Here is a 17470-nt window from a genome sequence, read left to right as displayed (position 1 = left end):
GCCCTCAGGAATGCGCGAAAATGTCGACGTCCGGCCAGCCGGCGAGATCCAGCCTTGCACGGGTCGGCAGGAAATCGAAGCAGGATTGTGCCAGATCCATCCGCCCCTCGCGTTCGAGCCGCTCGGTCAGCCTGTCGCGAAGCCGGTGCAGGTAGAGCACGTCGGAGGCGGCATAGTCGAGCTGTGCCGCAGTCAGCTCTGCCGCGCCCCAGTCCGACATCTGCTGCTGCTTGGAGATATCGACGCCGAGCAGCTCCTGGGTGAGGTTCCTAAGGCCATGGCGGTCGGTGTAGGTGCGCACCAGGCGGCTGGCGATCTTGGTGCACCAGACCGGCGCGGCCAGCGCCCCGAAGGCATTGTACATGGCGGCGATGTCGAAACGGCCATAGTGGAAGAGCTTGAGCACCTCGGGATCCTCGAGCATGCGGCAGAGGTTCGGCGCCTCGGTCTGGCCCGGGGCCACCTGCACCAGGTGGGCATCGCCGTCTCCCGCGGACATCTGGATCACGCAGAGCCGGTCGCGGGCGGGGTTCAGGCCCATGGTCTCGCAGTCGATGGCCACCACGGGGCCGAGGTCTAGCTCTTCGGGCAGGTCGTGCTGGTAGAGGTGGTTGGTCACGGGGAGCGTTCCTTGCAGGGGTGCAATTGATCTAGACCGTGACGCAGCCTGATGCAAACCGGAGGGCGCGGGGAAGGGGGCTCTGCCCCCATCGGCCCGGGGCCGATTCCCCCGGGATATTTGGGGCCAGATGACGGGGGAGAGGCCGCGCTCCTTCATCTGGCCGGAAATATCCCCGCCGGAGGCCTGGCCGTCACGCAGGGACGGCCAGTTCGGGCAGGGGCGGCGTCAGTTCGCCGGCATAGTGGCAGGCCACCCGGTGCCCGTTGCCGAAATCGCGCAGCGCCGGTTTCTCGCGGCGGCAGAGGTCGGTGGCAAAGGGGCAGCGGCCGGCAAAGCGGCAGGCCTTTGGCGGGTCGATGGGCGAGGGCGGCTCGCCTGTCACCGTGAAGCGGCTTTCGCTGCGGGAGCGGTCATCCGGCGAGAGTGCCGCGGCCATGAGTGACCATGTGTAGGGATGCTTGGCCGAGGCAAAGAGCTGTTCCGTGGGGGCCTGCTCGACGAACTCGCCCAGGTACATCACCGCGACCTGGGTGCAGAGGTGCTGCACCACGGCAAGGTCGTGGGAGATGAAGACATAGGTGAGTTTCTTCTCCTTCTGCAGCTTTTTCAGCAGGTTGAGGATCTGGGCCTGAATGGCCACGTCGAGGGCCGAGACCGGCTCGTCGCAGACGATGAGCCGGGGCTCTGTGACCATGGCGCGGGCGATGCAGAGCCGCTGGCGCTGGCCGCCCGAGAACTGGTGCGGGAAGAGCCGCTTGGCATCGGGGTGCAGGCCCACGGCGTTGAACATCTCGTCGACGCGGGCGTCGCGGCCGCGCACCGGGCCAAGGCCCATCAGGTCGAGCGGTTCGCGCACCGCGGCGCCGGCGCGCAGCCGGGGATTGAGCGAGGAATAGGGATCCTGGAACACCATCTGCATCATGTGCCGGATGGTCCGCAGCGCTTCGCCCTCGATAGCGGAGAGATCATGCTTTTCCAGTCGCATCGAGCCGCCGACAGGATCGACGAGACGCATCAGCGCCTGGGCGGTGGTGGATTTGCCGGAGCCGGATTCACCCACGATGCCGAAGCTTTCGCCCTCGTTCACGGAGAATGTGACGCCGTCGACCGCATGGACGGTCTGGCCGGAGGCGAGCGGGAAATGGACCTTGAGGTCGGTGACCTCGAGCAGGGGCTGTTTCATGCGAGTTCCTCCCGCAGGGATGCCGGGTTTGCCGAGGTTTTCCAGCAGAGCGCGTTGTGTCCCGGCGCGATGTCCACCAGCGGCGGGGGTGTTTCGTGGCAGCGGCCATCGGCGAGCGCGCAGCGGGGGGCGAAGCGACAGGCCTTCGGGAACCTGCCGAGAGGCGGCACCATGCCCGGGATCTCTCCGAGGCCCTCTGCCGCCGCGGTGGCCGCCGCGGCGCCGAGGCGCAGGCGCGGGGTGCAGGACATCAGCCCGCGGGTGTAGGGGTGGCTGGGCGCGCCGAGGATGTCGTCCACCGAGCCGCTCTCGACACATTTGCCGGCGTAGAGCACGGCAACCTCGTCCGCCATTTCAGCCACCGCACCGAGATCGTGGGTGATCAGCATGATCGCCGTTTCTGTATCGGACTGCAGCTCGCGCAGCAGGCGGAAGATCTGTGCCTGCACCGTCACGTCGAGGGCGGTGGTGGGCTCGTCCGCGATGATGACCTTGGGCCGGCAGGCCAGCGCGATGGCGATCATCACCCGTTGCCGCATGCCGCCCGACAGCTCGTGCGGATAGGCGGCGAGACGGTCTTCGGGCCCGGGGATCTGCACCGCGCGGAGCATTTCCAGCGCCAGCTCCCGGGCCTCGGCCGGGGTCTTGCCCTGGTGCAGCTCGATCACCTCGGTGATCTGGCGCTGCACGGTGAGCACCGGGTTCAGGGCGGTCATCGGCTCCTGGAAGATCATCGAGATTGCATTGCCGCGCAGCTCGCGCATCCGGGCGGGTTTCGCCGCCAGGAGGTCCTCTCCGGCCAACCGGATCGACCCGCCGGAGACGGCGAAGCGATCGGGCAGCAGGCCCATCGTGGACAGCGCGGTCATCGACTTGCCGCAGCCACTCTCGCCGACCACGCCGAGGGTCTTGCCCGGGTAGAGCTTCAGCGAGACGCCATCGAGCACGGAATGCACGGCATCGCCGGTGTCGACGCCGACCTTGAGGTCGGAGATTTCGAGGACGGGATCCTTTTCTGAAACCATGTCAGCGCCTCCGGAGCTTGGGGTTGAGGGCGTCGTTGATGCCGTCGCCGACAAGAGAGATCGACAGGACGGTGAGGAAGATCGCGATGCCGGGCAGGGTGACCGTCCACCAGGCGTCGAGCAGGTAGTTGCGGTTCTGCCCGATGATCAGGCCCCAGGAGACGGTGTTGGGATCGCCGAGGCCGAGGAAGGACATGCCGGCCTCGAAGAGGATGGCCGCGCCGACGGCGAGGCCCGCGGCCACCACCAGCGGTGGCATGGCGGCAGGCAGGATGACCCGGAAGATCAGGTAGGCGTTGCGCGCGCCGGAGGTGCGGGCGGCGTTGACGTAATCGTAGCGCCGGATCTTCATGAACTCGGCCCGGGCGAGGCGCGCGACCTGCGGCCAGGAGACGATGCCGATGGCGATGGTGATGGTCGAGAGCTTGGCGCCGAAGATGGTGACGAGCACCATGGCCAGCAGCAGCGGCGGCAGGATCTGGAAGAACTCGGTGACCTTCATCAGGGCGGCGTCTGCGCGGCCCTCGAAGAAGCCGGCGAGGGAACCCACCAGGATGCCTATCACCACCGAGATGACGGCGGCCGCGGCGCCCACGGCGAGGGTGGCACGGCCACCTGCGATGATCTCGGCAAGCATGTCGCGGCCGAGGTAATCGGTGCCCAGCGGCGCATAGGGGCTGCCCGGCGGGGTAAAGGGCAGGTCGACCATGTCATATGGGCTGACGGGATAGACCAGCGGGCCGAGGAAGGTCATGGCGAGGATCAGCAGGAAGAGCACCAGCCCGATGATCGCCGAGCCGTTGCGGGCGAAGGCCTTGAAGAATTCGGTCGCGGGATGCGCGGGCTTGGGCCCGAAGCTCTCTGGGGCGGCGGCCTTGGTGGCGGGAGAGGCAGAAGTATCCGTCATTGGGCGGCTCCTGTCGGTTTGGGGGCTTGCTTCTTCTTCTTGCGGGTGCCGCCCATGCGAGGGTCGATCCGGCGATAGGCCACGTCGGTCAGCGCATTGGCGACCATGACGAGGATGGCGGAGAAGAAGAGGATGCCGAGCAGGGTGGGGTAGTCGCGGCGCAGGATGGATTCATAGGCAAGGCGGCCCAGGCCGGGCCAGTTGAACACGGTTTCCACCAGCACGGCACCGGCGAAGAGCTGGCCGAACTGAAGGCCGACCATGGTGACCACGGGGATCAGCCCGTTGCGCAGGGCATGGCCGAAGACGACCTCGCGTTCGTTCAGGCCCTTGGCGCGTGCGGTGCGGATGTAATCGGAACCCAGCACGTCGAGCATGGAGGCACGCGACAGCCGGGAGTAGGTGGCGATGTAGATCGAGGCGAGGGTCACCGCGGGCAGGACAAGGTGATAGAGCACATCGAGGACGGTGCCGATCCAGGTGTCATTGCCGCGCACGTTCATCATGCCGGAGACGGGAAAGATCGGGAAGATCGAGGCAAAGAGGATCAGCAGCATCAGCCCGGTCCAGAAGACCGGCGCGGCATAGCCTACCAGCGAGAAGATGGTGACGAAGTGGCTGAGGACCCCCTTGGGTTTCTTGGCGGAATAGACGCCCATCAGGGTGCCGATCACCACGGCGATCGTCAGGGCTGAGACGACCAGCAACACGGTGGCGGGCAGCCGTTGCAGGATCAGGTCGAGGACCGGTTCCTTGAAGTAGTAGGAATAGCCGAAGTTGCCGGTGCAGATCTTGCCGATGTAGACGAAGAGCTGGACGATCACGGGCTGGTTCAGCCCGTATTCCTCGCGCATCTGGTCGATCAGTTCCGGCGAGGCGCCGCCCATTTCGCCCACGATCACCGAGACGGGGTCGCCGGGAGCGAGCTGGATCAGCAGGAAATTGAGGACGATCACGGCCAGCAGGAGGCCGAGGGCGGAGCCAAGTCTCGTCAGGATGGGGCGCATGGGAGGGTTCCTCTCTGGCGGAGGCTGGACAGGATTGCCCCGGCCGGCACGCGATGGCGCGGCCGGGGCAGGAAGTGCAGGGAGGTCAGAGGATTACTCGGACCATTCCACCTGATCCCAGGGCGAAACGGCGCCCCAGATCGTGTCGGGCAGGTCGGTCAGACCTTCCTTGTAGGCGGTATAGAAGGGCACTTCGTTGATGTAGAGGATCGGCGCATCGGCCACGACGATCTGCTGGAACTCCTTGTAGAGTTCGGCGCGCTTGGCGGCGTCCTTCTCGACGGCGGCATCGGCCAGCAGCTGGTCGACCTTTTCGTTCGAGTACTGCTGGGTGTTGGACCAGATCACGCCGGGACGGATGTTCGAGGAGATATAGGTGCGGTCGACGCCGATCACCGGGTCGCCCCAGTTGTAGACGCTGTCCTCGGTCATGTCGAAATCGTAGCTGGAGATGCGCTGGGCCCAGGTGGGGAAGTCGGGCGCGGTGCGCACCTCGATCTCGATGCCGACCTGCTTGAGCTGGGTGCGCAGGTACTCGGCCATGTTGCGGCCCATTTCCGGCATGCCGGGAATGAAGTCCATGGTGGCGGTGAAGCGCACGCCGTCGGCGTCGGGCGTCAGGCCGGCTTCGTCGAGCATGGCCTTGGCCTTCTCCAGGTCGAAGGGGTACTTTTCGACGTCATCGGTGGCGAAGGGCGAGGAGTTGGTGATCGGGCCGGTGGAATCGCCGGCGACGCCGCCCAGCAGGCGCTGCAGGATGAAATCCTTGTTGATGGCATAGCCGATGGCCTGACGGACCGCGGGGTTGTCGAAGGGCGCCTTCTTGGTGTTGAAGGCGATCCAGTTGAGCGGGCCGATGGCATCGTAGCCGTCACCCGAAACACCGACGCCGTCTGCCTTTTCAAGGCGTTGCACGTCGCGGACGCCGGAGAGGAAGGGCACCATGTCGACATCGCCGCGCTCGGTGGCCAGCACCAGGTTGGCCTGGTCGCCGATGATCTGCACGATCACCTCGTCCATCTTGGGATAGCCCTCGAGGAAGAAATCGGGGTTCTTCTCGAGCTTGTAGTATTCGCCCTGCTTGTACTCGACGAACTTGAACGGGCCGGAGCCGACGGGTGCCAGGTTGGCCGGGTTCTGCTGGATGTCTCCCTGACCGTAGATGTGCTCGGGGATGATCGGCATCAGCGCCGGCGACATCGCCAGCAGCAGCGCCGGGTGCGGCTGCGACAGCTTGATCACGGCGGTGTAGGGATCGGGGGTTTCCACGTCGACCACGGGGGCGAGCATGGTCTTGAACGGGTGGTTGGCCTTGATCGTCATGATCGAGAACTTGACGTCCTCGGAAGTCACCGGCTCGCCATCGTGGAAAGTGGCGTTTTCCACGAGGTGCAGGGTGACGGAGAGGCCGTCGTCGGAAACCTCCCAGCTCTTCGCGAGGTAGGGCTCGGGGTTCCAGTTCTCGTCATAGCGCAGCGGCGAGGCAAAGATCTGGGCCGTCGGCATCATGGTGGCGATGCCCGACTGGATGGCGCCGTTGAAGTGACGCGGCACCTGGGTGGTGCCGACGACGAGGGTTTCGGCCTGGGCGGGGGCAAGTACCCCACCGAGGGTCAGGGCCACGGCAGCGGCCAGGGCGGAAGTCCTGAAGATGTTCATTCGTCTGGTCCTGTTGGTTGCTTTGGTCTTGTTATGGTTTTCAGATGAGGCCGCCGATGCCGCGCCAGGCGGTCAGGGCGGCCGTGGCGCCCAGCAGGGCGATGGCGGCATAGCGATAGCCCCCTTCGTCGAGCCGCGCAAAGGCCAGACCGCCGGCCCAGGTGCCGATCAGCAGCGCGGGCAGGGCGATCAGGGAGGAGATCACGATGGATCTGTCGATCTCGCCCGCCCAGATCATGCCGGGGAGGGTGAGCAGGGAGGTCAGGAAGAAGAACACCATGAGCGAGGCGCGGGTGTTCCTTGCAGGGGTTTCGGTGCCCAGGAAATAGGCGATGGCGGGCGGCCCGGGCATGGCGGCCAGCCCGGAGAAGAGCCCGGCGGCAAAGCCCGCCCCGACGGCGTTGCGGCGGTTTTCCTGAAGCCGAACCCGCAGCAGCAGGGCCGCGAGACCGCCGGCGACCAGCACCGCCAGCACCACGCGCATGGCATCGGCGGAGAGTCGGGTGAGCGCGAGCGTGCCGATGGGCACGCCCACCGCCGCGCCGATGGTCATCAGTGCCAGGGCATTGCGGTTGACCAGCTTGCGCATCAGGATCGTGTCGCGCAGGCCCACCATGCATTGCAGCAGGATGGCCACCGCCACGGCCTGGGCCGGCGGCAGGAAGAGGCTCATCCCCGGCACGGCGGCCAGGGCAAACCCGAATCCGGTCAGGCCCCGCAGGACGGCGGCAATGAAGACCGCCAGGGATATCCAGAGGGCCTGATCCATTCAGTCGAAGTTCAGCACGATGGTCTTGGACCGCGTGAAATGCGCCAGCATCGCCTCGAGCGAGGCTTCCTTGCCCAGGCCCGAGCGGCCGAAGCCGCCATAGGAAACATTGGGCTGGATCGTCAGGTTCTGGTTCACCTGCACGTAGCCGGCATTCAGCCGTGCGGTCGAATCGAGCGCGACATGGAGAGAATCCGTCCAGACCGTCGCGGCCAGGCCGTAGTGCGTGGCGTTGGCGCGCGCGATGACATCCTCGTAATCGTCCCACTGCTGGATCACGGCGACCGGGCCGAAGATCTCGTATTTCACGCAGAGGTGATCCTCGGGCAGGTTCAGCAGCAGCGTGGGCTGCATGAAGAGATCGGGGGCCAGCGCCGCGTCCTCGGGCAGCTTGCCGCAGCGGATCACCTCGGCGCCCTCGGTGGCCTCGGCCTGGGCGACGTAGTCGGTGATCACCTTGGCCTGCTTGGCGTTGATGATGGTGCCGATGTCGGTGCCCTCGTCCAGCGGATCGCCGATGACCAGCTGGTTCAGGGCTTCCTGCAGGCGGGTGAGGAAGGCGACGTAGAGAGTGGAGTGCACGTAGATCCGGCTTGCGGCGGTGCAGCTCTGGCCCTGGCGGGTGAAGCGCATGCCGTTGATGGCGCCGGTGATGACCTTGTCGAGGTCGGCATCCTCGCAGACGATCATCGGGGACTTGCCGCCGAGCTCCAGCGAGACGGGGATGATCTTCTTGGCGGCGGCCTCGTAGACGGTCTGGCCCACGGCCTCGGAACCGGTGAAGGTGACCTTGGCCACATCCGGGTGCGAGGTGAGCGGCGCGCCGCAGGCGACGCCGGTGCCGTTGATCACGTTGACCACACCCTCGGGCAGGAATTTCGACAGGATCTCGACCATGGCGTAGGTGGCATATGGGGCCTCCTCGGAGGCCTTGACCACCACGGTGTTGCCGGCCACCAGCGCCGGCGCGATCTTCAGCATCATCAGCACCAGCGGCACGTTCCAGGGCAGGATCGCGGCGACCACGCCCAGCGGTTCGCGAGTGGTCACGGTCATAGAGCGCGGGTGGAAGGGCACGGTCTCGCCCTTCAGCTCGGAGCCGAGGCCAGAGTAGAATTCCAGGATGTCGCAGGCGGTCTTCACCTCGCCGCGGCATTCGGTGCGGATGGCCTTGCCGGTTTCCAGCGCCAGGACCTGGGCGATCAGCTCGGCTTCGGCCAGGATGGCGCGGGCGCCGGCGCCGACCATCTTGCCGCGTTCGCGGGCGGGCACGGCGGCCCAGGCGGCCTGTGCAGCCTTGGCGGCGGCCACGGCGGCGGCCGTTTCATCGGGGCCGGAGGCCGCGGCGGTGCCGATTTCCTGGCCGGTGGCCGGGTTCAGAACCGGCAGACTCTCGGCGGTGGCGACACGGGCCGCGCCGATCAGGTTGACCCGGGCGTAGCCGGCGATCAGCTCGGCAGGCGTGGCGGAGAGATAAGTTTGCTCAGTCATGTATGCATCATCCTTGCCGCGTTGCGGCATTGCTTGGGCCAGAGGGCAGCAACGGAATGGGCCACCGGCGGCGGGCCGGGGCGCTCTTGGTCAGTTGGCGGGGGCACGCCCCATCAGCAGGCGGGCCAGGGAAAAGTCGGGCAATGTGCCGATGCCGACGAGACGGGTGCCCGTCTTGGCGGCCTCGGCGCCGGTGGCGGGTGTCAGCTCCCACCGGCCGGAGACGAATTGCAGCAGCGTGGTCTGATCCTCGCCGGCAAAGCGCAGCCAGCCCTTGAGCCGGAGCACGCCCGGCGGCAGGGCCGGCAGGGCGGCCTCGACACTGGCGCGGTCGGGGGCCCGGTCCTCTTCCAGCAGGTAGCGATGGAAGACCTGGTCATGCAGGACCGGCTGCCCCTGGGGGGCCGAGAGGATCGCGAGGGTCGAGCCGCTGAGCAGCTCGAGCGGCAGGGCGGCGCGGGCGGTTTCCACCACGGTGCGACCGGGCGCGATGCGGCGCAGGGCGGCGCGCGAGGAGGCCAGCTGATCCGGGGTGGCGGCATCGGTGTGGTTCAGCACGATCAGGTCGGCGCCGTCGAACTGACGCGCGACCGTATCGCCGATGAGCATGTCGTCGAGCTGTCGCTGCAGTTCGACGGCATTGGCCAGGGTGACCACCATGTCGAGTTTCAGGCGACGGTCGAGCAGGGCGAACTCGGCCACCCGGCGCGGCTCGCCCACGCCGGAAGCCTCGATCAGGATCGCCTCGGGGTTCTTTTCCACCGCGCGAAAGATCGCGGGCCCGATGCCGTCGGCCATGGAACAGCAGATGCAGCCGCCGGAGAGTTCCAGCGTCAGCCCGTCATCGGCGGTGATAAGCGCGGCGTCCACGTTGATCTCGCCGAAGTCATTCACCAGCACGGCGGTCCGCGCCGGTGAAGCGGCCAGGATGCGGTTGACCAGCGTGGTCTTTCCCGCGCCGAGGAAGCCGCCGATGATGGTGACAGGGATGGTCATGCGTGCACCGGGGCCTCGAGGATGGTGACATCCGGAACCGGGCCGGTCGTGGCGGGGATATGGCTCTCGTGCCACTGGCCTCCGAGGACGGTGCCGAGGACGCGCACTTCGCGCAGGGCCAGCGGCTCGACCGCCATCGGGTCACGGTCGAGCACGGCGAAATCGGCGAACTTGCCCACTTCGATCGAGCCGACCAGGTGGTCGAGCTTGAGCTGGTAGGCGGCGTTGATGGTGATCGCCTTCAGCCCGTCCTCGACGGAGATGCATTCATCGGCGCCCATGGTGCGGCCGGTGGCGGTGAGGCGGTTGACGGCACACCAGGCGGTGAAGAGCGGGTTCAGCGGGGTCACCGGCACATCGCAATGCACCGAGAACTGCACCCCTTCGGCGAGAGCCGTGCCGCAGGCGTCCATGCGGCGCGCCTTGTCGGGGCCCATGGTCAGCTCGTAGTGCTGATCCCCCCAGTAGAAGATGTGGTTTGCGAAGAGGTTGGCCGAAAGGCCGAGGGCCTTCATGCGGCGGAACTGGGCCCGGTCGGCCATCTGGCAGTGCTGCAGCACGTGACGGTGGTCGGGGTTGGGCGCCTCGGCCAGGGCCTCCTGCATGACGTCGATGACGAATTCCGAGGCCTGGTCGCCGTTGACGTGGCAGTGCATCTGGATGCCTTCGGCGTTGTAGGCCTTGATCATCTCCCTGAGTTGCGCGGGCGGCACGTTCCACAAGCCGTTCGGGGCGCCATTGTGATAGCCCGGCCATTTCAGGCGGCCGGTGAAGCCCTGGATCGAGCCGTCGGTCATGATCTTGACCAGGCCCATGTAGAGCTTGTCGTTGCCCTTGGACCTGATCGCCTTGGCGCGGGCGACGCCCTCGGCCACGGACCACTGGATCGCGCCGAGTGCCGGCACGATGCGGATCGGGAAATCTTCCTCGGCGGTGGCGGTCAGGAAGGCCTGAAGGGAATCGTCGTTCAGTTTCTGGTGCAGGTCGGTGGTGGTGGTGACACCGGCGTTGGTCGCGGCCATGCCGTAGGTCTCGAGCGCCTTGACGGTGACATCGCGCATGTCCATCGCAGCGCCCACCACGCGCGCCGCCATCATCATCGCGGCCATTTCCTGCAGTTCGCCGGTGACCTCGCCTGTCGCGTCGCGCAGGATCCCCTCTACGTTGACCTGGTCGAGCATGTTGCCGCGTTCCAGGATCGGGGTGTTGACGTTCATCAGGTGCAGCGAGGCATGCATGATGGCGATCGGGCGGGTGGTGGAAACGGCATCGAGGTGCTTCCGCGTCATCCGCTCGGTATAGTAGATGGGGTCGAAGCCCCAGGCGACGAGAGGTTCGTCCGGATCGGTCATCTCGGCTTCGGCCTTCTTCAGGCGCTCGACCACCTCCTCGATGCTCTTCAGCCCGCCCTCGACATGGCCATCGGGGGCCGTGCGCTTGAAATAGCCGAGGAAGAGCGCATCCCAGAGGGTGCCTTCCATGGCGTGGCCATGGGCCTCGACAAAGCCCGGCATCAGCACCTGTTCCGCAAAGCGTTCATCCAGCGTGCAGTCCCATTTCGCCTGCCAGGCGGCGCAGTCCGCCGCGTCGCCGACGGCAAGAACCCGGTTCTCGCTGACCGCGACGTGAGTGGCCTCCGGGCGGTTCGGGTTCATCGTGCGGATCTTGGCGGCGCGAAAGATGGTGACGGCGGCGGGCATGCGGCAATTCCTGGCTGTTCGTTGTTGCGGCAAGCTAGGGCGCAATGCCGCGGCGCAGACAGGGCCAGACCGCTGCCACGGATTGGGCCAGGGTAAAACTCATGTAAATCAGTGGGAAAGCCGTGGTGGCCGGTCAGGCAAGGCTGGCTGCGGCCTCGCCCAGCAGGCGCAGGCCGGTCTCGATCTTGCGCTCGTCGATATAGCTGACGCCGAGGCGCAGGAAGCGGCCTGCCTGGTCCTCGGGGACGAAGGGATCCCCGGATTCCGTCAGCACGCCGCGGCTTGCGGCAGCCTTGAAGAGTGTCCGGGCATCGAGGCCCGCGGGGCATTCCAGCCAGACCGAGGAGCCGCCATGCGCGGTACTGCGGCGGAAGTCCGGCAGGTAGCGGTCGCAGCCCTCGGAGACCTTCTCCAGCCGCCGTTCCAGCGCCGCGCGCAGGGTGCGTTGCAGTGTCAGGTAATGGCCTTCGGCCAGGAAGATGCCGGCGGTGCGCTGATTGTTGAGTGGCGCCGAGCGGTGCATCAGGCGGCGTAGCCATCGGGCCTCCTCGACAAGGGCGGGATCGGCCACCATGAAGCCGAGGCGCACGCCCGGGGCGAGCACCTTCGAGAGCGTGCCGAGATAGGCCACATGGCCGCTGCGATCGAGGCTCTTGAGCGAGGTCGCATCACCGGCGGCGGCGGTCTCGCCCTCGTAGTCGTCCTCGATCAGGATGGTGCCATCCCGCTGAGCTTGTTCGAGAATCGCCTGCCGCCGGGCGGGCGACATGGTGACCATCGTCGGGCAATGATGCGCGGGCGTGACCACGGCAAGGTCGAGGCGCCCGGCACCGTCGAGACGCGCGCCCTCGCCATCGATGGGCAGGTCGACGATCTCGGCGCCCTCGGCCATCATGATGTTGCGTCCGTCGGGATACCCCGGCGCCTCGATCCCGGCGCGGGTGCCGGGACGGGCCAGCAGACGGCCCAGGAGGTACAGCCCCTCCTGGGTGCCGAGGGTGATCAGGATGTCCTCGGTGCGTGCGAAGATCCCGCGCTGGGGCAGGATCTGGGTGCGAATCTGCTCAACCAGCAGGGGGTCGTCCTCGGAGGCGCGGTCGGCGGTCCACCAGTCGATGGCCGAACGCCCGAGGGCGTCGCGCGAACAGGTGCGCCAAGTGTTCAGCGGAAAGAGGCCGGGGTCAACCTGCCCGTAGACAAAGGGAAAATCGTAATCCTGCCAGTTCGACGGCTTGATGATGTGGCGATGCTGCGAGGGGCGCTGCTTGAGCAGGGTGTTCCAGTCGGGGGTGGCGGTGCGGGGCTCGACCCCGACCGTCAGGTTGGCGGGATCCGGCTGAACCTCGCGCGCCACGAAGAAGCCGCGGCGCGGCACGGATTCGAGATATCCGCGAGCAACCAGCTCGTCGTAGACGGCGGTGACGGTGTTGCGGGCGATGCCAAGTTGACCCGCAAGTTGCCGGCAGGGCGGCATTTTCTGGCCGTGCTGCATCTGCCCGGCATGAATTGACTCGACGATCCGACGCCGTAGCTGCGACTGGATCGGCTCGTCACTGTCCCTGATGATGGCGTTCAGCATGGCGGTTTTCCTTGGGCGCGACCTTATGGGACGGAACCCGGGCCTTTCCAATGGCGATGCCGCAGTCCTATGCTATTTTACGCGGCAATGCTGAAATTTGCAGCGGGGACCAGAGCCTCTGGCCCCATCATTTTCGACCCTCTGGCCCTTTGACCGGGAATGACGCCCTGTCTTTGTGGCGCAAAGAGCCGAAGATTACCGGAGCACAACCCAATGTACGACAACGACATCTCCTCGGTGGTTGCAGACGACAAGGCACACGTCTGGCACCACCTGTCCCAGCACAAGGCCTACGAGACCGGTGACCCGCGCGTCATCGTCGAGGGCAAGGGCATCCACGTCTGGGATGCGACCGGCAAGCGCTATCTCGATGCCGTCTCGGGCGGTGTCTGGACGGTGAACGTAGGCTATGGCCGCGAGCAGATCGCGGACGCCGTGCGCGAACAGCTGGTCAAGCTGAACTACTTCGCGGGCTCTGCCGGCACCATTCCCGGCGCCATCTTTGCCAAGAAGCTGATCGAGAAAATGCCCGGCATGTCGCGGGTTTACTACACGAACAGCGGCTCGGAAGCGAACGAGAAGGCCTTCAAGATGATCCGCCAGATCGCGCACAAGCGCTATGGAGGCAAGAAGCACAAGATCCTGTTCCGGGAACGCGATTACCACGGCACCACCATTGGCACGCTCTCGGCCTGCGGCCAGCCGGAACGCCACATGCAGTACGGCCCCTTCGCGCCGGGCTTCGTGGAAGTGCCGCATTGCCTGGAGTATCGCGCCCAGTGGGATCTGACCGGCGAGGCCTATGGCCAGCGCGCCGCCGATGCCATCGAGGAAGTGATCCTGCGCGAAGGCCCCGATACCGTCGGTGGCATCTGCCTCGAGCCGGTCACCGCGGGTGGCGGCGTGATCACGCCCCCGCCGGGCTACTGGGAGCGCGTGCAGGAAATCTGCAAGAAGTACGACGTGCTGCTGCACATCGACGAGGTGGTCTGCGGCGTCGGCCGGACCGGCACCTGGTTCGGCTACCAGAACTACGGCATCAAGCCCGACATGGTGACCATGGCCAAGGGTGTGGCCTCCGGCTATGCGGCCATCGCCTGCCTGGTGACCACCGAGGAGGTCTTTGACATGTTCAAGGACGATGCTGCGGATCCGCTGAATTACTTCCGTGATATCAGCACTTTCGGCGGTTGCACGGCAGGGCCGGCCGCGGCGATCGAGAACCTGAAGATCATCGAGGATGAAGGGCTGCTCGACAACACGCTCAACATGGGGGCCCGCCTGATGACCCGCCTGGAAGAGCTGAAGGAAAAGCACGCCGTCGTCGGTGACGTGCGCGGCAAGGGCCTCTTCTGCGGGGCCGAACTGGTCTCCGACCGCGCCACCAAGGAGCCGGTGAACGAGAAGCTGGCACAGCAGGTCGTGGCGGAATGCGGCGCCCAGGGCGTGATGATCGGCGTGACCAACCGCTCGCTGCCGGGCTTCAACAACACCCTCTGCCTCAGCCCTGCGTTGATCGCCACCGAGAGCGACATCGACGAGATCGCCGCCTCCATCGACGTGGCGCTGGGCAAGGTCTTCGGCTGAGTCGATCGCGACGGGCCCGAACGCCCTGACCACTCATGAAGCATGCGAACGCCGCGACGGTCCCCCGTCGCGGCGTTTTGCCAAGACGCTGAAAACGCCGGATTCGAACGTCGGTATTACGTCGGTATCGCGTCGGTAATCCGTCGGTGCGAAATCACGCGGGTTAAGCACCCGATTTCGGACCGCGCGCTGCGCGGCCCGAAGCCTCCGGCGGGGATATTTCGAAACAGGGAAACAGCAGGAACGTCCTCCCGTTTCCCTGTTTCGAAATATCCCGGGGGAGGCTCCCGCAAGGGAGGCGGGGGCAGAGCCCCCTCTTGCCCCACATGTCGCAAGCGCCGACGTGAGGCAGCGCGGCCGACCCGTGCCGGTGAAATGGCGCCCGGATCAGAGACCGAGATCTCCGAGTGCGGTGGTCTTGCAGGCCTCGGGGGGACATTCCGCATCGATCACCAGCCAGTCCATCGCGCCGGGGCCAGCCGAGAGCTGTTGCGAGAGCACGGCGGCATCGGCATCCGAGGCATCGCCCTGGCGGGCCGCGATGCGGTCGTAGAGTACCCGGTCGGGGGCGGAGAGCCAGAATCCGGTGAAGCCGCATTCCGCGCGGGTGGTGACCCCGGCGGCGGCCCGGCGCAGCCCGGGATCGAGGAAGGTGGCGTCTAGCACCACGGATTGGCCGGCGGCCAGCAGGGCTGCCGCCCGGGACAGCATGGCGTCGTAGACCGCGTGCCGGCGGTCCTCGGCATAGGCACTCGCGGGCAGTTGCGCCTGCAGGGCCTTGCCGGTCTTGCGTTCGAGATCGGAGGAGAGCAGCACCGCGCCGGGCAGGGCGCCGAGGTGCGGGGGCAGGGCCCGGGCCAGCACGCTCTTGCCGCTGCCGGAGAACCCCCCGACGGCCACCAGCCGGGGGGGCGCGGGCTGAAGCGCGCGGCAGGCGAGCGAGAGATAGGTCGCGATTTCCTCGGCCGAGGCGCCGGGCGTGCCGCGGGCCGCATCCCCCTGCAGCGTCGTCATCGCGCGGATCACGGCGCGCACCGCGAGGAAGAGCGGCAGCGCGGCCAGGCCGGCATCCTCGGTGCCGCCGGCCCCGCGCAGCCAGGCATCGAGCACCCGGCAGGCCGGGCGCGCCAGGCCGCGGTGCAGCAGGTCCATGACCAGGAAGGCGATGTCGTAGAGCACGTCGCAGGTGCCCAGCACCTCGTCGAACTCCAGTGCGTCGAAGGGCACGGGGGCGCCGTCGATCAGCACGATGTTGCGCAGGTGCAGGTCGCCGTGGCCGCGCCGCACGTGGCCGTCGCGGGCGCGCTGGTCGAGCAGCGGGGCGATTCGGGACAGGGTGGTGCGGGCGGCGGCGAGGACGTCTTCGATCGCCTCGGTGCCCTCGGCGCCGGGAAATTCGGCAAAGACGCGGGTGAACTCGTCGAGGATGTCGGCCATCAGCCTGCTGCCCTGCAGGTCGCTGCGCCGGGGGGCCGCGGCATGGTAGCGGGCGAGCACCTCGCCGGTCTGTCCGGCCAGGTCGTCGCCGAAGGCGCCGCGTTCGGCGATGCGCTCCAGCTCGTCCTCGGCCGGGAAACGCCACATGCGCAGCACCCAGTCGACCGGTGTGCCCGCCCCGCCGAGGGTTAGGGAGCCGTCCGGGCCGCGGGTGACGGGCAGCACGTCGCGATAGATCTGTGGTGCCGCGGGGGCGTTCAGCTCGAGCTCGCGCTCGAGCAGGGCGTGGCGCAGCTCGGGCGTGGAGAGGTCCATGTAGTCATAATGTACCTGGCGCTTCAGCTTCAGCGCCTCGTCGCCGCAGAGAAAGACATGGGCGCCGTGGGTCTCGACCACCTCGACCGGGCCGGTGCCGGCAAAGGGCGCGGGGCTGGAGAGATAGTCGATGACGGGCTGTTGCGGGTCGCTCCGGGGGGCGGATCGGGGCACGAGATATTCCTCTTCGGGCTGTCGCATTGCCCCTGACACCCTAGGCCTCGGGGGCGCCGCGACCTTGAGCGAGGTCAAAATGTCGCAGAAAGCTAGGTTTGATTTGTATCAATGCGTATCCTTCTGCGCCGACCTAGGAAAGCTCAGACGCGAAGGAGATTTGCCATGAGCAAGGAATTCGAAGGCAAGGTTGCGATCGTCACCGGGGGTGCCTCGGGAATCGGCGCGGCCATTGCGACGGACCTCGCGGCCGGTGGTGCAAAGGTGCTGATCGCCGACCTGATCCTTGGAGATGCGGAGGGGCTTGCCGCCTCACTGAACTCTGCCGGGGGCACGGCCGAGGCTTGTGCCGTCGACGTGGCAGATGCGGCGCAGGTCGAGGCGATGGTGGCGCGGGCCATCGACAGTTTCGGCCGGCTCGACCTCGCGGTGAACAACGCCGGGATCGGAGCGCATCCCGTGCCGGTCGGCGAGGTGACGCTGGAAGACTGGCATCGGGTGATCAACATCAACCTGAACGGCGTCTTCTATTGTCTGAAGTACGAGATCGAGGCGATGCAGAAGACCGGCGGGGGGGCGATCGTGAATATGGCCTCCATCCTGGGGTCGGTGGGCTTCATGGGCGCGGCCTCCTACGTGGCGGCCAAGCATGCGCTGCTGGGGCTGACCAAGACCGCGGCGCTGGAATATTCCGCGCAGGGCATCCGCATCAACGCGGTGGGGCCGGGGTTTATCGAGACGCCGCTGCTGTCGAAGAACCTGGATCAGGCCGCGATGGACGGGCTGGTCGGGCTGCATCCGATCGGACGGTTGGGCCGACCCGAGGAGGTTTCGGCGCTGACATGTTTCCTGCTCTCTGGAAAGGCGAGCTTCATATCCGGCAGTTATTACCTGGTGGATGGAGCCTACACGGCACAATAGGCACGGACCAATGCGCGCGAACAGGACAGAAAGTGCGGGCCCGGCAAGGCCCGCCGAACGGCATTTTGACGCGTTGCCTCGCGGCGACGGCCTGTGGT

General features: G+C 66.8%; 14 protein-coding genes. 2 read left to right on the top strand and 12 right to left on the bottom strand.

Features of this window, described 5'->3' with window-relative positions; genetic code table 11:
* Nucleotides 1–4 precede the first annotated feature (4 nt).
* The 11 genes from AC0WR5_RS19765 to AC0WR5_RS19715 all read right to left on the bottom strand — a co-directional run bounded on the left by AC0WR5_RS19765 (nt 5) and on the right by AC0WR5_RS19715 (nt 12938).
* On the bottom strand, nt 5–619 hold the full coding sequence (locus AC0WR5_RS19765) for a ribonuclease D (RefSeq protein ID WP_475865548.1): 615 nt from the start codon (nt 617–619) through the stop codon (nt 5–7).
* 193 nt (nt 620–812) lie between these two features.
* Nucleotides 813–1805 (bottom strand): ABC transporter ATP-binding protein, encoded by a 993-nt coding sequence (locus AC0WR5_RS19760; protein WP_475865546.1) that lies wholly within the window; start codon nt 1803–1805, stop codon nt 813–815.
* Nucleotides 1802–2830 carry an ABC transporter ATP-binding protein gene (locus AC0WR5_RS19755; RefSeq protein WP_475865545.1) on the bottom strand — a complete coding sequence of 343 codons (1029 nt, stop codon included), beginning with the start codon at nt 2828–2830 and terminating at the stop codon, nt 1802–1804. Before AC0WR5_RS19755 ends, AC0WR5_RS19760 begins: the two co-directional genes overlap by 4 nt.
* A 1-nt stretch (nt 2831) precedes the next feature.
* Nucleotides 2832–3737 carry an ABC transporter permease gene (locus AC0WR5_RS19750; RefSeq protein WP_475865543.1) on the bottom strand — a complete coding sequence of 302 codons (906 nt, stop codon included), beginning with the start codon at nt 3735–3737 and terminating at the stop codon, nt 2832–2834.
* A complete protein-coding gene (locus AC0WR5_RS19745) occupies nt 3734–4744 on the bottom strand; it encodes an ABC transporter permease (protein ID WP_475865542.1) in 1011 nt (336 codons plus the stop codon). Before AC0WR5_RS19745 ends, AC0WR5_RS19750 begins: the two co-directional genes overlap by 4 nt.
* 93 nt (nt 4745–4837) lie before the next feature.
* On the bottom strand, nt 4838–6403 hold the full coding sequence (locus AC0WR5_RS19740) for an ABC transporter substrate-binding protein (protein WP_475865541.1): 1566 nt from the start codon (nt 6401–6403) through the stop codon (nt 4838–4840).
* Nucleotides 6404–6443: 40 nt separating this feature from the next.
* Nucleotides 6444–7172, bottom strand: a complete 729-nt coding sequence (locus tag AC0WR5_RS19735; RefSeq protein WP_475865539.1) for a sulfite exporter TauE/SafE family protein — start codon at nt 7170–7172, stop codon at nt 6444–6446.
* A complete protein-coding gene (locus AC0WR5_RS19730; protein WP_475865537.1) occupies nt 7173–8663 on the bottom strand; it encodes an aldehyde dehydrogenase family protein in 1491 nt (496 codons plus the stop codon). It lies immediately after the preceding gene.
* 90 nt (nt 8664–8753) lie between these two features.
* Complete coding sequence (locus AC0WR5_RS19725; protein WP_475865536.1) at nt 8754–9659, bottom strand: CobW family GTP-binding protein; 906 nt, start codon at nt 9657–9659, stop codon at nt 8754–8756.
* Complete coding sequence (locus tag AC0WR5_RS19720) at nt 9656–11359, bottom strand: amidohydrolase (protein ID WP_475865535.1); 1704 nt, start codon at nt 11357–11359, stop codon at nt 9656–9658. The genes AC0WR5_RS19725 and AC0WR5_RS19720 overlap by 4 nt, the downstream gene beginning before the upstream one ends.
* A 133-nt stretch (nt 11360–11492) precedes the next feature.
* Nucleotides 11493–12938: an aminotransferase-like domain-containing protein gene (locus tag AC0WR5_RS19715; protein WP_475865533.1), complete on the bottom strand. Its 1446-nt coding sequence runs from the start codon at nt 12936–12938 to the stop codon at nt 11493–11495.
* Between the two features lie 213 nt (nt 12939–13151).
* On the opposite strand from AC0WR5_RS19715, the gene AC0WR5_RS19710 reads away from it, so the two are divergent.
* Nucleotides 13152–14525 (top strand): aminotransferase family protein, encoded by a 1374-nt coding sequence (locus tag AC0WR5_RS19710; RefSeq protein ID WP_475865532.1) that lies wholly within the window; start codon nt 13152–13154, stop codon nt 14523–14525.
* Nucleotides 14526–14912: 387 nt separating this feature from the next.
* Here AC0WR5_RS19710 and AC0WR5_RS19705 read toward each other — a convergent pair whose 3' ends face one another.
* Nucleotides 14913–16451, bottom strand: a complete 1539-nt coding sequence (locus AC0WR5_RS19705; RefSeq protein WP_475865530.1) for a bifunctional aminoglycoside phosphotransferase/ATP-binding protein — start codon at nt 16449–16451, stop codon at nt 14913–14915.
* 165 nt (nt 16452–16616) lie between these two features.
* Between AC0WR5_RS19705 and AC0WR5_RS19700 the strand changes: the two genes are divergently transcribed.
* Nucleotides 16617–17372, top strand: coding sequence for an SDR family NAD(P)-dependent oxidoreductase (locus AC0WR5_RS19700; protein WP_475865529.1), 756 nt, complete (start codon nt 16617–16619; stop codon nt 17370–17372).
* Nucleotides 17373–17470: the final 98 nt, after the last annotated feature.

The sequence above is a fragment of the Pseudooceanicola sp. DL12 genome (genome assembly GCF_056270665.1).
Note: the sequence above shows the minus strand (reverse complement) of the source record. Positions and strands in the feature narration are given on the sequence as shown.

Coding starts and splice junctions, on each gene's coding strand:
- AC0WR5_RS19755 (WP_475865545.1), bottom strand. CDS start 2,830: ATGGTTTCAGAAAAGGATCCCGTCCTCGAAATCTCCGACCTCAAGGTC.
- AC0WR5_RS19700 (WP_475865529.1), top strand. CDS start 16,617: ATGAGCAAGGAATTCGAAGGCAAGGTTGCGATCGTCACCGGGGGTGCC.
- AC0WR5_RS19730 (WP_475865537.1), bottom strand. CDS start 8,663: ATGACTGAGCAAACTTATCTCTCCGCCACGCCTGCCGAGCTGATCGCC.
- AC0WR5_RS19710 (WP_475865532.1), top strand. CDS start 13,152: ATGTACGACAACGACATCTCCTCGGTGGTTGCAGACGACAAGGCACAC.
- AC0WR5_RS19740 (WP_475865541.1), bottom strand. CDS start 6,403: ATGAACATCTTCAGGACTTCCGCCCTGGCCGCTGCCGTGGCCCTGACC.
- AC0WR5_RS19760 (WP_475865546.1), bottom strand. CDS start 1,805: ATGAAACAGCCCCTGCTCGAGGTCACCGACCTCAAGGTCCATTTCCCG.
- AC0WR5_RS19735 (WP_475865539.1), bottom strand. CDS start 7,172: ATGGATCAGGCCCTCTGGATATCCCTGGCGGTCTTCATTGCCGCCGTC.
- AC0WR5_RS19720 (WP_475865535.1), bottom strand. CDS start 11,359: ATGCCCGCCGCCGTCACCATCTTTCGCGCCGCCAAGATCCGCACGATG.
- AC0WR5_RS19715 (WP_475865533.1), bottom strand. CDS start 12,938: ATGCTGAACGCCATCATCAGGGACAGTGACGAGCCGATCCAGTCGCAG.
- AC0WR5_RS19745 (WP_475865542.1), bottom strand. CDS start 4,744: ATGCGCCCCATCCTGACGAGACTTGGCTCCGCCCTCGGCCTCCTGCTG.
- AC0WR5_RS19725 (WP_475865536.1), bottom strand. CDS start 9,659: ATGACCATCCCTGTCACCATCATCGGCGGCTTCCTCGGCGCGGGAAAG.
- AC0WR5_RS19750 (WP_475865543.1), bottom strand. CDS start 3,737: ATGACGGATACTTCTGCCTCTCCCGCCACCAAGGCCGCCGCCCCAGAG.